We start from the raw sequence: 14131 nt of genomic DNA on the forward strand, positions 1-14131 counted from the left end.
CGAATGGCGGCTCCGGTTTCGGTCCAAACAGATCATTTGGCGCGGTTGGTGGCCCTGTCTCCGGGCGCCCCGGCGGAGGCGCGCATCGCGGCGCTGATTCGGCGGGTCTGTGCCCAGACGTTGTCACTGCCGCCGCTGCCGGCGCCCGTCGAGGCGGGCGGGCCGGAATCGGACACCGAGGTCGTCGTGGCCGAGTTCGCCGAGCAGTTCAGCGCCGACGTGTCCGCGATCACCGGCGAGCAGCGGTCCCGGCTGGTGAAGCAGTTGGGCGACGGCGCCTTCGGCGTGGTGGTCTCGATGTATATCGCCGACTTCGTCCCGCGGGTGCGGGCGGGGCTGGAGGCTCTCGGCGTCGGCTCGGAGTACTTGGGCTGGGTGAACGGCAGCGTCGCGTGGGATCACACCACGAATCCGGCGAATCTGGTGTTCAACGATTTCTTGCCCGCGGTGGCCCGGATGCGCGCGCTCGACCCGGTCACCTCAGAGATGGTCCGGCTGCGCGGGGCGGCTCAGCACAACTGTCGGTTGTGCAAGTCGCTGCGTGAGGGCACGGCGCTGGACGCCGGCGGTTCGGAGACGCTCTACGACGAGATCGGTCGCTTCGAAGCCTCGCGGTTGCTCGACGACCGCGTCAAAGCAGCGCTGCGCTACACCGATGCGTTAATTTGGACCCCTGCGCACCTCGCCGTCGACGATGCCGCCGAGGTGCGCTCCCGGTTCTCGGATGCCGAGGCCGTCGAGCTCACCTTTGACATCATGCGGAATGCAAGCAATAAGGTCGCCGTCGCTTTGGGCGCCGATGCGCCCCGCGTCGAGCAGGGTACCGAGCGTTATCTGCTCGGTACCGACGGGCAGACCGTATTCAGCTGACTCCCGCCCGGGCTGCCACGGTCGACCGCCGCCCAGCCGCCAGCTGCGTAATCGCAGCTCAAAAAGCTTTTGGTTTGCGCATGCCGCCTCGGCTGGCGTGGATCGGACGACCGACGCAGGCCCGGTGCGAAGTAGCGAATGTTAACCATCCGTACACGGCCGCGCAAACAAAAGTTCTCCACTCGGGCCGCTGCTACTGGCTAAATTTATGTCCCGACACCAAAACTCATATGTGAACTCATATGTGCTGGTGATCTCAGATGGCAGCGCCGCCTGAGTTGACGACTATCGACCGCGTGACTGCAAGCCGTGGCCCGTTATCTCGGTTAGCAGTCACCACACGAAGGCTTGGTTGCGTCGGAGGGCGAGATCGCTCCCACGCAGAGGGAGGTCCGGAATGACAACCACCCGTTCGCGGTCGCGCATGCGAGCGTCATCGGTCTGGGCTGCCGGCGTCACGCTGGGGGCCTCGATGCTCGGCGGCGCGGTGCTGTCGGCACCGCAAGCGTCGGCGTCCTGCAATCTGAGTCCGAAAGACGACCAGTACATCCAGCTGCTCGCTCAGAACAAGATGGTGCACAACGCCGATTTCAGTGACTGCACCGAGGCCGCCGAAGGGCGGTGGTTCGCCGACCAGGTGCGCAACCACCCCAATCCCTTTGGGGAGGCGCAAGAGTTGGTCAACATGATCACGAACACGACCTCGATGAACCAAGCGCAGGCCGAGTGGGAGGTCGAGTCGGCCATCTACGTTTATGCACCCGACATGATCCCCAAGATCAAGGATCAGGCCGCGCACGCGGACTGGCCCAAAGAGTAGCGACTCGGGCTTCACCAGCTAACTCAATTTAGATTACCGATACCGCCCGTATCGGTGAGTTACGCACTGCATGTGATTGCTGATCGGCGGTAGTCATCGATCGCACGAGCGTTCTCCGCCGCGCAAAAAACCTTCAGCTCACCGAGGTTTTGGCTAACTGCTGTTCATTGATTGTTCGACGAACGCGTCGTTTGCCGCGTTTGGCGACGGTGGTACCCGACGTTTAGCGCGAAAGGACAGTTAGCAAATTCTACGAAGAGGGGGTCCGGAGAAGTGAGGATGACACGATCGCGCGAGCAGGTGTTGGCGGCGGGGGCCGCCGGGGTTGCGCTGGGAGCAGCGATGTTCGGTGGTGCTGTGCTAGGAGCGCCGCACGCGTCGGCGTCGTGCAACATGTCCCCGGCCGACGACCAGTACATCAAGCTGCTGGCGCAGAACAAGATGGTGCACAACGCCGACTTCAACGATTGCAGCGAGGCGGCAGAGGGACGTTGGTTCGCGAGCCAGGTACGGGCCAACCCCAACCAGTTCGGCGAGGCCCAGGAGCTGGTCAACATGATCACCAGGACCACGCCGATGAGCCAGAAGCAGGCCGAGTGGGAGGTCGAGTCCGCTATCTACGTCTACGCGCCGGACTTGATCCCGAGGCTCAAGGATCAGGCCGCGCGGCAAGCGCCCGGCCAGCCGGCGCCGATGTGATGCCCCGTCGAGCCCGCCGCCTTTTTCGAGGGCGGCGGGCTTCGAGCATGCCCGGCGGACGACGACCCCGAGTTGGGCTACGGTTTCCTACGGAACATCGCTAGGGGCGGTAGCTCAGTTGGTTAGAGCCGCGGACTCATAATCCGTTGGTCGCGGGTTCGAGCCCCGCCCGCCCTACTTCAGAGGTGTATGACCTCGGCTGATGTGTGACATTTCGTCTTCGGCTGATGGGTGACAGTGTTTCGGCTGATGCGTGACACCTACTTCGGTTGATCCGTGACACTCCCTGGATGAGGGAGTTGAGCGTGGCCGAGCAGAGGTATCAGGCCGTGCTGGCAGTGATCACGCGACGGGCTGTCGGTAGCAAGCTATTGCCTAGTCGTAATTCGCTACAACATATCCTTCATTCGGTGGCGGGGTCGGATGACGGCGACCGGCTATAGATCATGCAACGAAGGAGTTCCGGGTGTTCAGTGGACCGGCGGAAGACCTTCTCAAGATCCGGGAGCGGATCGACAGTTATTGCGATGCTGTCAGTCGGAGCGCACTCGACGATTACCTGGCGTGCTGGACCGAGGACGGCGCCCGGCTCGGGGAAGGCGGTGAATGTCGTGGCATAGCGGAGTTGCGCGCCCATTGGGACGGCATCTGGCAGGCCCTGTCGAAGATGGCGTTCATGGCGCAGGTCGGCGCGATCGAGGTCACCGGTGATGACGCACGTGCCCGGTCGTACTGCCTGGAGATCATGCAGTTTAGAGGCGGGGGCACGCGCCGCTTGATCGGAACGTACGACGACAAACTGCGGCGCGTCGACGGCCAATGGCTCTTCCGTGAACGCAACTACCGCGTCTTTCTCGTCGAGGATCCGACTGACCCGAAGGGTGAAGCGTGACCGATGTCGACACCATCGACCACTTCACCGACGTCCACCGGCGGCGGAATGTGCACCTCGGCGAAAGATTAAAAGGAGCGTCACGGTGAGCGGTCTGCGCATCGGCGTTATGCACAATACGATCAACTCACGGTTCGGGCCGAAGCCGCTGATTCAGGCCGATTACATGACGGGCTTGGCTGCGGGCTCCGACTCGTTTTGGGTGGCAGACCATCTCAATTCGGTCCTGCCGCCGTCAATGTGGAAAGCGGAGTACGTTGGCGCAGCCAAGATCATCCCCAAGATGGATGCGCATGTCGAGCCGTGGACGATGCTGGGCTATCTAGCCGGGCACAACAAGATCGGTCGGATGACGCTGGGTGTGGCGGTGACGGACACGGGCCGGCGAAACCCCGCCGTCACTGCGCAGGCCGTGGTGACCTTGCAGCACTTGACGCGCGGGCGCGCCATTCTTGGCATTGGGACTGGCGAACGGGAGGGTAACGAACCCTACGGAGTGGAGTGGTCGAAACCGGTCAGCCGCTTCGAAGAGGCGATGGCCACTATCCGCGCGCTGTGGGACTCGAATGGTGAACTCGTCAGCCGGGATTCGCCGTTCTTCCCGTTGCACAACGCAACGTTCGCCTTGACTCCCTTCAGGGGCAAGTGGCCTGAAATTTGGATCGCGGCCCACGGTCCACGAATGATCCGTGCCGCGGGCAAGTACGGGGACGGCTGGTTTCCCGGGACCACCCGGGCCGACGAGTACGCCAAGCAACTCAACGACTTGCGAGCGGCCGCGTCGGACGCCGGGCGCGACCCCATGTCGATCACCCCGGCCGGTATCCGGTTCATTCTCACCGGACGCGCACAGGACGAGATTGACGAGATTTTGGACTCCAACTTGGTGAAGCTGTTCGTCCTCAACTCATCGGCCGAGGATTGGGAAAGGCATGGCGCTAAACATCCGATGGGCCCGGAGTTCAAAGGGGTGCAAGACCTCATCCCGCAGTTGATCGACGAGGAGACTGCGCTCAAGTACGCGGCGGTGGCCCCCCGGGGGTTGGTGAAAGAGCTATTCGCGGTCGGGATGCCGGACGAGGTCGTCGATCAACTGGCGATGTTCAGGGATAGCGGTATGCAATGCCTCGTCGTCGGCAACATGGGCGCGCTGCATCCCAAGCTCTCGCGGAGTGCCGCGGCGATGATGCCGTACCTCAAGGTCCTACGGCGACTGAAGAAACTCTGACGGTCGAAGCCCAACGTCGCGTGGCCTAAAGGTGGGCCCTGTTGGGGGTCTGCCACTCGTGGCGTGGGGTATCGCTGAGCTTCTTTGCCCAACTGCGTTCGAATTGGTGAATCGATGGCCTTCAGAACCACATTCGCGCCTACATGCTTCTCAACGGCAGCATCGAAGCAGGCCTCGGCTTGGCGCCGCGCAGCGGCTGGTGTCTCGACTGGGTAGTTGAGATCCCGAGTCACCGCGTGGAATCGACCTTGGTCAACACCAGCGCGGCTTCGTTGTACGGAAACAGACGGTAGAGCATTTTTGATGGCCCCGTAACGATCGCTGCGCCCTCGGCCTTACCCACAAGACGAGGATTGATCAGCGCGGTACTCCTGCCGCGCCTGTGCAGTACCGCCTGTCCGCCGGCAAAAACATTCTTCACCCAGTCCGAATGCAGCCCGTACCCGATAAGGACGACGAAGCCATCGGGGGTGGGAAAGACCAAGAGCGGCGTTCGATAACGCCTGCCTGATTTGCGTCCGACATGTTCGAGCGTCCCTTGGTACGGAAGCCACGGCGTGATCGACCGAGCAGCTGGATTGGTGACTCGACGATTGAACTTGGCGACGGCCCTTGGCACCCGCATGGCTCCTCATCCTCAGCTAAGCGGGCACCAAGGCGCTAATGTCCTCGGGCTAGCAGCTGCGCATATCTTTCTGGTCCTCACCTCGGCGCAATGCGCGCTATCGTCTGCGAGTGACCATATCGACTCCGGTAAGCGCAGCGGTCGTGACATTGCTCGCGATGACGGCTGGGCTAACGGCGCCGGTCGGCGCCGCCGACCCGACACCCCAGCAGTCGCCGTTCCCGACAGGGAAGGCCGGCACCAGCATCCACGTCACGGAATACAGCGCCGCGACCGCCGACGTCACGCTCAACAACGCGACCTGGGTCTCGTCCGGCTGCACCGTTAGCGGAGGCGGCTGTACCGTCATCGAGCTCACCATCGTCGGCAAGTCCGACACACCGTTCAGCTACGGCGAGACCTACGTGACCGCCGCGTCTTCGCCATGGCGGCAAGACCCCTACCGCGACACCGAGGGCGGCTCATCCGGGGTTGACTATCAGAAGATCAACAAGACGCCGCCCCTGCGCTCGGGCAGTGTCGCCAACGGCCAGACCGCCCACGGATACATCGCCTACGACGGCAATGTCAAGCAGGGCGACGTCTACATCGAGTTCAATGACCCCAACGCTCCGGCGGCGCCCACCCCATTAGCGGGTTGGAAAGTGCACACCTAGCGGTTGCGGCCCGGCGGCAGTTGCAGCGGCGTCTCGCCGATGTCGAGGATAGAATTCCGGCGTCGGAGGTCCAGGCGGCCCCGATCGTGAAAGTCGGTGGTGCGGTGATCGAGTCGGGTAGCGACCGCGCGCTGGAGGTCATGCGTTCCGACGAGGAGGCGGCCAGGGGTTATCGGGAGTGGCTGGCTGCAGCGGAGCGGGCCGGTCAAAGAGTGCTGCGGCAGCCGGACGGTACCTATGTGTTGTGGCGGCGCGACGACGTCCTCGCGGCCATACGCGACGGCGAGGTATTCGCCAGCCGCCAGGGCGAGCTGATGCCCGGCAATCCGCCGTTCGGTCCGTACCGGAAGATCATGGTCGAGCAGTTGTTCACGCCCGGCAATTCGCGCGACATGCTCAGGCCCGTGCGGGTGATCGTGGAACGATGCGTCGACGCCGTCGCGGCGCAGCTGGACCGCTGCGACGGTGCGGGTGTCGCCGAGGTCGTCTGGCGCGCGGCATTCGTCACGGTCTGCGGGCTGCCGACCGACCTTGCCCCGGACGCGGTCAACGCGGAGCTGGTGGCCAAGATCCGCCGAGCGCCGCAGGGCGGCCCCGATGTGCTCAGCCTCCTGGCCACCGAACCGCTTTCCGACGATGAAGTGCTGGGACTGATGGCCTCGGTGGGCCGCGGCCTCATCTTCGCGTCGTTGGCTATCCGGGCCGGACTGGCGGTACTGGCGCGCCAGCCGATGCTGCAGCAGGAACTACGCGAACATCCGCACCGGCAACGCCGGTTCATCGAGGAGCTGCTGCGGTTGGACGGCGGGGCGAAGACCGTGTCCCGCATCACGAGTCGCAGCGTGACAGTCGGCGAAACGACGATCCCGGCCGGGTCTCGCGTCGAGTTGTATGTCGGATTCGTTCACCGCGACGAGGCTGACGAGATGTCCGGCCAGGACATCAAACTCGATGGCCCGCAGAGAAATTGGAGCTTTGGGGGAGGCCCGCACCGGTGCCCGGCGTCGCATCTCGCCCGGGACCTGCTGAGCGTTTTCTTCGAAGTATGGCTCGCCAAGATCCCGTTTTTCGGGTTCGACTGGGACAGCGGCGATGTGCCCAAGGCGTGGTATCCCAAGCCCTACAGCCCGTCGCCGAGTGAGGTTTTCGACGGTTGGTTCCCGGTTCACGTGCCGCTCAGGTGGCGACCGGAACGGTGACTTGGGCCGAGAGCGAGGCCGTGTGCAATGTCACCCTTGAAGCCGAGGGTGTGCGCCAGCGCCACGTACTGATCTGCATACGCCCGATAGCCCTGCGCGTCGTCCTGTGCTCGCGCCAGTAGAGCACGCATCTTCAGCAGGCGCGGTTGGTAGACCACAAACCCAGCTTCGACAGGAACTTCCGCCAAGGCCTCGATGGCGTTGTAAGCCTCGATCAGGTCCTCGTCGTTGCCCCCCCGAAGGAGAGATTCGACGAGAACGCTGGTGGCCGCACCGAGATATATCGCCGGTCCAGTTTGGCGCAGCTCAGTGATTACCCGACGCGAGAGCGCAATCGCGCCGTCGAGGTCCATTGTCCGGGCTTTGTCCGCCGCAAAGTGGAGGTCGATGATCGGTATGGTCCCCAGGATGAATCGCTCAGCCAACGCAGCAGATCGTGCTTCCGCGAGCAGCTTGAGGCCGGCCGGCCGATCAGCGCTGTCGTTGGCCACAAGGGCGATGCCACGTGCCAGTTGCGCTGCATGCACCGCGAAATCTTCACTGCATCATTGAGCGGTTCGCAGCGCCTCCGCGGTGTCTTTCAGTGCTACTGCGTCGGCCGATAACGCCCCGGTGGGGATACCCAACATGTACTTGAACATGACTATCGAGACGTACGTGGTCGGATCAACGCGAGCGAATGCCATAGCGTCGTCGAAGTCAGTCTCCCAATTCGGTTGTCCCAGAGCGCATCGCGCCGATGCCCGCATCGCCGTAGCAAACGCGAGAGGTGAGCCGGTCAAGAGATTGCCCTTGATGGGATCGCCGTCGGCCAGATCGATCACGCGCTGTGCCAGCTGCAGCGCGTCGGACATTTTGCAGGCCTCGTAATTGGCATAAATCGCGGGATAGAGCAATCCAACGGTCAGCTCCGGGCTGCCGATCGCATCTATCAGTCCGACGTACTCGGATATGAGGGGCAACGACTCTCGATTGCGAGCATGGGTCGCATGCTGCATCAGTAAGCCGGCCATACCCAAGGCCAGCGGCACCTGGGTATCGGAGGTTGCGCACAGGTCGCGCAGCTCCTGGAAGTCGGCATGGGCGACGTTACCGCCGGCCCTCCAGGCGCTGCCACACAGCAGGGCGCGAGGCGCCACGCGCATCACAGTTCGGTGGGGTTCGTCGGTGGGCATCAGGTCTGCCAACTTTTGCGCCTGTTGCCAACTCATACGCGCGGCATTGATGTCGCGATTCGTGAACCAGGTTCCGGCACGCATATGCCAGCCGAAAGCTTCACGGAGGTCCCCCGCTGCCTCGAGGTGGGCCGCGATCAACGCCGCATTCTCATCCAGCGCCATGGCGTTGCGTTGCTCGATAGCCGCGGCCAGGCGTCGATGAAGTTCTGCGCGAGGCAGTTTGAGCTGCGATTGGTAGGCCACCGCCTGGACCAGCGGGTGGCGGAACGCATACTCTGCTCGGGGCGTGAACCTCACCTGGTCGATGAGCTCCGCGTGGACGAGTTCGGCCAGTGCTGCTTGGGAGTGGCCGTCAGTTTCGCCCTGCACGATGGCCAGAAGTTCGGCGCTGAATCGAGATCCGATTACTGTTGCGGCGTTGAGTACTTGCTTTGCCGAGCTGGTCAATCGATCGATGCGCGATCCGATCGTCGCCTGCAGAGTGGGAGGCACGCTGACGTCGCCCACGTCCTGCTGCCGTTGATACGCGCCACGTTCGCCGACGATGACGCGTCGCTCGGCGTATTCGCGCACGATCTCTTGGACGCAGAAGGGATTTCCGGCCGATCGCTCGATGATGCGTTTCGCCAGCTCGCCGACAGACGGATCGGAGCCTATGAGCTCGGCTGTCATTGTTGATGCCGCGCAGTCGTCTAGGGGGTGGAGAGTGAATCCCCGGAAACCCGGTGCGCGCGTCAGGGGACCGTCGTACTCCGGGCGGTAGGTGACGACGCCCATCGACCCTGCCTCGGGGATTACTGTCAAGAAGTCCGCGAGCATGGCCTCGCTGGTCTCGTCGATCCAATGGGCGTCCTCGATGATGTAGAGAGCTGGGGTGCTCCGGGCCAGCGCAGCGGTTTTGAACAGTGCGGCTAGTCGTCGCCGCCGGGCGTCCGCTGAGACGTTGGGAACTGGCGCCTCCGGATCTCGGATGCCGAGCAGATCGTCGACCAGTACGAGATCTTCGGGGTCCGCTCCGGCGAGTTGAGTTCGCAGCGCCGATCGGGCGGTTACGGGGTCGCGTTCGTCTATTCCGAATCGGTCGCGGGCGAGGCGGCCGACTACCGTGAAGGCGATCGCGCTGGCATGTGACTCGCAGAAGGTGGAAAACACCCGCACGCCATTGGTTTGGGCGATTTTCACTAACTCGCGAGAGATCCGGCTTTTGCCGATTCCTGCTGGCCCCGAAATACCGACGATGCAGCCGCGCCCGTCGACAGTCTCACGTATGGCCGCTGTGAGGGCTTCGATTTCGTGATCTCGGCCGACAAGTGTGGATTCAATACGGGCTGCCAGCGGTTTCCTCTGAGCCATCGCTCGCAGGCGCCGTGCAGGGACGGGTTCCGATGCCCCCTTGATGGTCACCATCTGCGGATCGTCGAGCACGGTCACGTGTTCGACAAGGCGCGAGGTGACTTCGCTGAGCATGACGCCGCCCGGGGGAGCGGCCGCCTCCATCCGCTGGGCCATCCCCACCTGCACTCCAATCGCCGTGTAACTCGAAGGGCTGGAACCGATTTGGCCTACGACAACGTCACCGGAGTTCAGTCCGATCCGAAGCGAAAGCGTGACACCATCGCGGTGCTGCACTTCGTTGGCTAAGGTTGCCACTTCCGTCTGTATTTCTAGAGCTGCGATACAGGCGCGGATTGCGTGGTCTTCCAATGCGATCGGGGCGCCAAAGAGCGCCATGATGCCGTCGCCGGTGAACTTGTCGACCGTGCCGCCGTAGCGTTGAATGACTGCTCCGCATCGGTTGAAAAGTTCGCCCATAACGTCGTGCAGTCGTTCGGTATCCACAATGGCGGCCAGGTCCATCGAGCGAACCACATCGGCGAAGAGGACCGTAACCTGTTTGTGCTCGGCCGGTGTGGCAGCGACCTCGATCGGGGACCCGCAGGCATCGCAAAAGCGGGCACCGGCGCGAGGCTCGGTGCCGCACCCCCGGCATGCTGACCCCGTCATCTGATCATTTCCGCACTTCTCGAGGTGGCCGCCGTTCAAGCGTAACGGCCAGAGTGGCACTGGACAGTCGATCGAGACGCCTCATGCCGAACCACCGCAACCCGGTCGTACGTTTGCCGGGGTCGATAAAATGGTCGTTCATGCTCGGCGGGACCGAACAACGGAGCCCTTGACCGATGGTCACCATCCTGGCGTATACGTCGCCGGCCCAGGGGAACCTGTATCCGCTTGCTGCGCTACTGGTCGAACTTCAGCGGCGCGGTCATCGGATCGCGTTGAGGACCCTCGCTGCTGGCGTTCCCACCGGCCTCGAGCTCGGATTCGAGACGTCCGCGATCGATCCAAGGATCGAAGCAGCGGTTATGACCGACTGGATGGCTCCGAACACGCGAACCGCATTGAAGGTGGCCTTCGGAGTCTTCGGCCAGCGCGCGGCCTATGAGATCGAGGACCTGCGCAGTGCCATCGCGACCGCAAATCCCGATCTGCTAGTGGTTGACGCGAACTGCTGGGGAGCCGCTGCGGTGGCAGACGCCGGTCCCGTGCCGTGGGTGTCCTTCTGGCCGTTCACACCATTCCTGCGATCGCGTGGCACGCCGCCTTTTGGCCCGGGTTTGCGGCCGTGGCCCGGCCTGCTCGGTCGGCTGCGGGATGGGGCGCTCCGTCCCCTGGTGACCGCGCCATTCGAGCGCGCGCTGCTTGGGCCGCTGAGAGGGGTACGTGAGGCCGCAGGCGCGGTGCCGGTTCGCAGTGTCGACGAACTGCTCAGGCGCACACCATTGATGCTCGTCGCCACCGGCGAGCCGTTCGAATATGCGCACCCGGATTGGGGCGACTCGATCGAGCTGATCGGGCCGTGTGAGTTCGACCCGCCTGTTGCGCCGCCCCGTTGGCTCGATGACATCGACCGCCCCATCGTGTTGGTCACGACCTCGTCTGATCGCCAGGGTGACATCCGATTGCCGGTTGTCGCGATGGCAGCGCTGGCCGCCGAGCCGGTCCATGTCGTCGCCACCTACCCGGCGGGCGTGCCCGACGGCATCGCGGTGCCGGCCAACGCCACGGTGCGCGAGTTCGTGCCGCATCGAATGGTGCTGAGTCGCGCCGTTGCCGCGATCACCCACGGCGGGATGGGCAGCACGCAGAAGGCCCTCGCGCTTGGCGTCCCCGTATGCGCCGTGCCCTATGGCCGCGACCAGTTCGAGGTCGCTCGGCGGGTCGAGGTGTCCCACAGCGGAACGCGGCTACCTGCCAGGAAGCTCACCCCGGCGAGGTTGAAATCCAAGGTATTGCAGGCGATGTCAATGACCAGCGGCGCGCGGCGCGTCGCCGATGGATTCAAAGCAGCGGGTGGGGCCGTGCGCGGCGCGGACGTCATGGAGCGGCGCTTACTAGGGATTCGGTAATGATCTTGGCCTGCTCTGGCGGCTCACGCACGGTGGGCTTTTGCAAGGTTGGCGACGACTAGAGCCCAATATGGCCGCAGAGAGTGCGGGCCGGCCATGTCTGGCTTTTCGGGGCCAAGATCTTCCGACAGCGCGACCTGCGTGCGAGTCGGCGCTAATCGGTTTGTCAGGCTTTTCACATGAACGAACGGTGTCCCTGCGGCAGTGGCAAAGGCTATCGCGCGTGTTGCGGGCCGCTCCACGATGGCGAGCTACCGGCCCGAACGGCCGAGGAGTTGATGCGATCGCGGTATTCGGCCTTCGCCCGCGGTGACGCCGACTACCTGTTTCGCACGTGGCACCCGCGCACGCGCCCGTCCGACGTGACCATTGACCCGGCCATCACCTGGACCGGCCTGAAAGTGACCGACACGGCCGCGGGCGGCCCGGAAGACGATCGTGGGGAGGTGGAATTCACGGCCCGGTTCGAGTCCGCGGGCCGCGCCGGCAGCCTGCACGAGCGCAGTCGCTTCGAGCGCCGCGCCGGGCGATGGTTCTACCTCGACGCCGTGGCGGAAGAGGCATAGCCGCCGGCGCGCCGGGCAACAGCGCCGCCTCGCGGACTGACCAGGCAATGTTGAGCGAGTGACGGGACTCGAACCCGTGTGGACGGCTTTGCAGGCCGCTGCCTAGCCACTCAGCCACACCCGCACGACCGCCACCATGCCAGCGCAAGCGGCCGTTGCCCAGCCATTTCCTCGCTCCGATTATTTCGACGGATAGCAGTGTCCGCCCCAGCATGAGTGACGATAAGTTACCCATATGCGCGGCGTTCGCCTGATTAGTGCGGTCCTGACCGTCCTCACGGTGGGGTTCTTGCCGGCGGCCCCCGCCGGTGCGCAGCCGCCGTCCAAGCTCACCGATCACATCACCGACAGCGCCGGAGTTCTGACGGATCCCGGTCGGGCGGCGGTGAGCTCGGCGATCGACCGGCTCTACCGCGATCGGCACATTCAGCTGTGGGTGGTCTACGTCGACAATTTCTCCCGGTTCAAACCCGAGAACTGGGCCGACCGAACCCGCAACGCCAGCGGGCTGGGTGGCAACGACGTGCTGCTGTCGGTGGCCACGAACACCAAGCTCTACGCCTTCTCGGTGCCGCCGCAAGTGCCGGGCCTCACGGATGCCGAGCTGGACACACTGCGCAGCAAGCGAATTGACCCTGCGGTGAACGCGAAAGATTGGAGCGGCGCCGCGGTCGCCGCGGCCGACGGGTTGGACAAATCGGCGAGCACGTCGAAGCCGATCTGGCAGCTGATCGCGATCAGCCTCATCATCGTCGTGGTTCTGGTCATTGTGGTTCTCGCGTTCTACCGCGTGCGCCACCGCCGCGCCGCCCGTCGCGAGAGTCAGTCCGGCATCGAGGGGCGCGGCGACTCATCGAGGGACGCGCTGTCGAACGCGGACGCCCGGCTGCGTCAGATCACCGACTACGTCACCCGGCATGGCGCCAGCGTCGGCGCCGAGGCGCAGACTCGATTCCAAGAGGCCAAGCGGTATGTGGCGGCGGCGCACGCCAGGGAAGCAATTAACGCCGCCGAGGCGATCGCCTACGCGAACCGGGCATCAACGCTGGCCGCTCAGGCGCAAACGCTGGCGAACGCCGACGTATTGGCGGCACACCGTCGTCGGGGTGGTGGCACCGCAGCTAGACAATGACGGGTGGCATCACCGACCGCCTCAGAAGCACCCGCTCACATGGACTCGCCGTCCGCCCCCGACGCAGACATTCACGGGCGGCGGTGGGGGCGGAAAATCTTGCGGCAGTGGCGCATAGGCGTCCGGCGGTGGCACATTGGCGTTGACGGTGTCGGCAATGTTCGTGCACCCGCTCACTGAAACCCGTCGGCCGACGCTTGCGCACACGTCCGCGTTGGCCACCCCGGACGGCCGCACCACGGCGTACGTCTCAGGGATTGCGGCGAGGGCCAATACCGCTATCCCCCCTGCGGTCCACGACCGTGCCCTGACATTCATCGGCATCTCCTCGTTCTGACCGGCGGCGAATTAGGGGCCGCAACACGATTACGTGCCCGACCCGACTCAGGGAGTCGCGCCGCCCTGCCCGAGTAGCGGGGTCCACTGGCAACGCTGCCTGATATCGGCCAGTGGCTGACGGATGTTCTCAAGATCGGCCTGCTCCTGGGGGTTGGCGTTGAAGTACTGCTGCACCTCGTCGCGGATCTGGTCCTTGGGCCGATCCTGCAGGTCGGTGTAGAAGCCGTTCAAGTCCGGATGTGTGAACAGGTAGGTAGAGAGCGACGCGGCCACGCCAGCCGCGACGCCGGCGACGTCCGCCGCCGTGCAGTTGGCGGGTCGAGGCGCCGGATCAGCCGCGGCGGTCCCCGCGCCAGCGCATACCAGCGTGCCGCTGATCGCGCCTGCTCCGATCAGCCCGACCAGCAACCGGCGCGCTCCGTTCAAAGTGAGTCGAGGTGCAGTTGGCATGGTGTTAACTCTGGACCCGGATCGAGGTCGCTCACTCGGGCCGAAAGTCACTATTAGCGCGGCCAAC

The 14131-nt window shown here is 64.3% G+C and carries 15 protein-coding genes and 2 tRNA genes; 11 read left to right on the forward strand and 6 right to left on the reverse strand.

The window, feature by feature from the left end:
- Window positions 1-3: 3 nt before the first annotated feature.
- From A5701_RS03470 to A5701_RS03495, 6 genes are all read left to right on the forward strand, one after another.
- On the forward strand, window positions 4-870 hold the full coding sequence (locus tag A5701_RS03470; RefSeq protein WP_067748509.1) for a carboxymuconolactone decarboxylase family protein: 867 nt from the start codon (window positions 4-6) through the stop codon (window positions 868-870).
- A gap of 397 nt (window positions 871-1267) precedes the next feature.
- Window positions 1268-1690, forward strand: a complete 423-nt coding sequence (locus tag A5701_RS03475) for a hypothetical protein (RefSeq protein ID WP_231968841.1) — start codon at window positions 1268-1270, stop codon at window positions 1688-1690.
- Window positions 1691-1969: 279 nt separating this feature from the next.
- On the forward strand, window positions 1970-2389 hold the full coding sequence (locus A5701_RS03480) for a hypothetical protein (RefSeq protein ID WP_067748511.1): 420 nt from the start codon (window positions 1970-1972) through the stop codon (window positions 2387-2389).
- 103 nt (window positions 2390-2492) lie between these two features.
- Window positions 2493-2566: transfer RNA gene (locus tag A5701_RS03485), tRNA-Ile, on the forward strand.
- A 289-nt stretch (window positions 2567-2855) separates the two neighbouring features.
- Window positions 2856-3281, forward strand: coding sequence for a nuclear transport factor 2 family protein (locus tag A5701_RS03490; RefSeq protein ID WP_067748513.1), 426 nt, complete (start codon window positions 2856-2858; stop codon window positions 3279-3281).
- A gap of 85 nt (window positions 3282-3366) precedes the next feature.
- Complete coding sequence (locus A5701_RS03495) at window positions 3367-4509, forward strand: LLM class flavin-dependent oxidoreductase (protein WP_067748515.1); 1143 nt, start codon at window positions 3367-3369, stop codon at window positions 4507-4509.
- A gap of 229 nt (window positions 4510-4738) precedes the next feature.
- On the opposite strand, the gene A5701_RS03500 is transcribed toward A5701_RS03495, so the two are convergent.
- The gene (locus tag A5701_RS03500) at window positions 4739-5134 is read right to left on the reverse strand and encodes a nitroreductase family deazaflavin-dependent oxidoreductase (RefSeq protein WP_067748517.1); all 396 of its coding nucleotides are present in this window, start codon (window positions 5132-5134) and stop codon (window positions 4739-4741) included.
- 158 nt (window positions 5135-5292) lie between these two features.
- Here A5701_RS03500 and A5701_RS03505 point away from each other — a divergent pair, with 158 nt between their 5' ends.
- Both A5701_RS03505 and A5701_RS03510 read left to right on the forward strand, forming a co-directional pair.
- Window positions 5293-5790: a hypothetical protein gene (locus A5701_RS03505; protein ID WP_067748593.1), complete on the forward strand. Its 498-nt coding sequence runs from the start codon at window positions 5293-5295 to the stop codon at window positions 5788-5790.
- A gap of 86 nt (window positions 5791-5876) precedes the next feature.
- A complete protein-coding gene (locus A5701_RS03510) occupies window positions 5877-6989 on the forward strand; it encodes a hypothetical protein (protein ID WP_156669894.1) in 1113 nt (370 codons plus the stop codon).
- On the opposite strand, the gene A5701_RS28710 is transcribed toward A5701_RS03510, so the two are convergent.
- A complete protein-coding gene (locus A5701_RS28710; RefSeq protein WP_231972753.1) occupies window positions 6956-7516 on the reverse strand; it encodes a hypothetical protein in 561 nt (186 codons plus the stop codon). The genes A5701_RS03510 and A5701_RS28710 overlap by 34 nt on opposite strands.
- An 18-nt stretch (window positions 7517-7534) precedes the next feature.
- Window positions 7535-10171, reverse strand: a complete 2637-nt coding sequence (locus tag A5701_RS03515; protein ID WP_255396783.1) for an adenylate/guanylate cyclase domain-containing protein — start codon at window positions 10169-10171, stop codon at window positions 7535-7537.
- 176 nt (window positions 10172-10347) lie between these two features.
- Here A5701_RS03515 and A5701_RS03520 point away from each other — a divergent pair, with 176 nt between their 5' ends.
- Both A5701_RS03520 and A5701_RS03525 read left to right on the forward strand, forming a co-directional pair.
- On the forward strand, window positions 10348-11577 hold the full coding sequence (locus tag A5701_RS03520) for a glycosyltransferase (RefSeq protein ID WP_067748521.1): 1230 nt from the start codon (window positions 10348-10350) through the stop codon (window positions 11575-11577).
- 179 nt (window positions 11578-11756) lie between these two features.
- A complete protein-coding gene (locus tag A5701_RS03525; RefSeq protein ID WP_067748524.1) occupies window positions 11757-12143 on the forward strand; it encodes a YchJ family protein in 387 nt (128 codons plus the stop codon).
- 53 nt (window positions 12144-12196) lie between these two features.
- On the opposite strand, the gene A5701_RS03530 is transcribed toward A5701_RS03525, so the two are convergent.
- Window positions 12197-12267 (reverse strand) — tRNA-Cys (locus A5701_RS03530).
- Window positions 12268-12378: 111 nt separating this feature from the next.
- Here A5701_RS03530 and A5701_RS03535 point away from each other — a divergent pair.
- Window positions 12379-13275, forward strand: coding sequence for a TPM domain-containing protein (locus tag A5701_RS03535; protein ID WP_067748525.1), 897 nt, complete (start codon window positions 12379-12381; stop codon window positions 13273-13275).
- Between the two features lie 21 nt (window positions 13276-13296).
- Here A5701_RS03535 and A5701_RS28715 read toward each other — a convergent pair whose 3' ends face one another.
- Both A5701_RS28715 and A5701_RS03545 read right to left on the reverse strand, forming a co-directional pair.
- Window positions 13297-13593 carry a hypothetical protein gene (locus A5701_RS28715; RefSeq protein WP_231972755.1) on the reverse strand — a complete coding sequence of 99 codons (297 nt, stop codon included), beginning with the start codon at window positions 13591-13593 and terminating at the stop codon, window positions 13297-13299.
- Between the two features lie 66 nt (window positions 13594-13659).
- Window positions 13660-14022, reverse strand: a complete 363-nt coding sequence (locus tag A5701_RS03545) for a hemophore-related protein (RefSeq protein ID WP_369807379.1) — start codon at window positions 14020-14022, stop codon at window positions 13660-13662.
- Window positions 14023-14131: the final 109 nt, after the last annotated feature.

The organism is Mycobacterium sp. E3305, assembly GCF_001666785.1.
Classification (GTDB): Bacteria; Actinomycetota; Actinomycetes; order Mycobacteriales; family Mycobacteriaceae; genus Mycobacterium.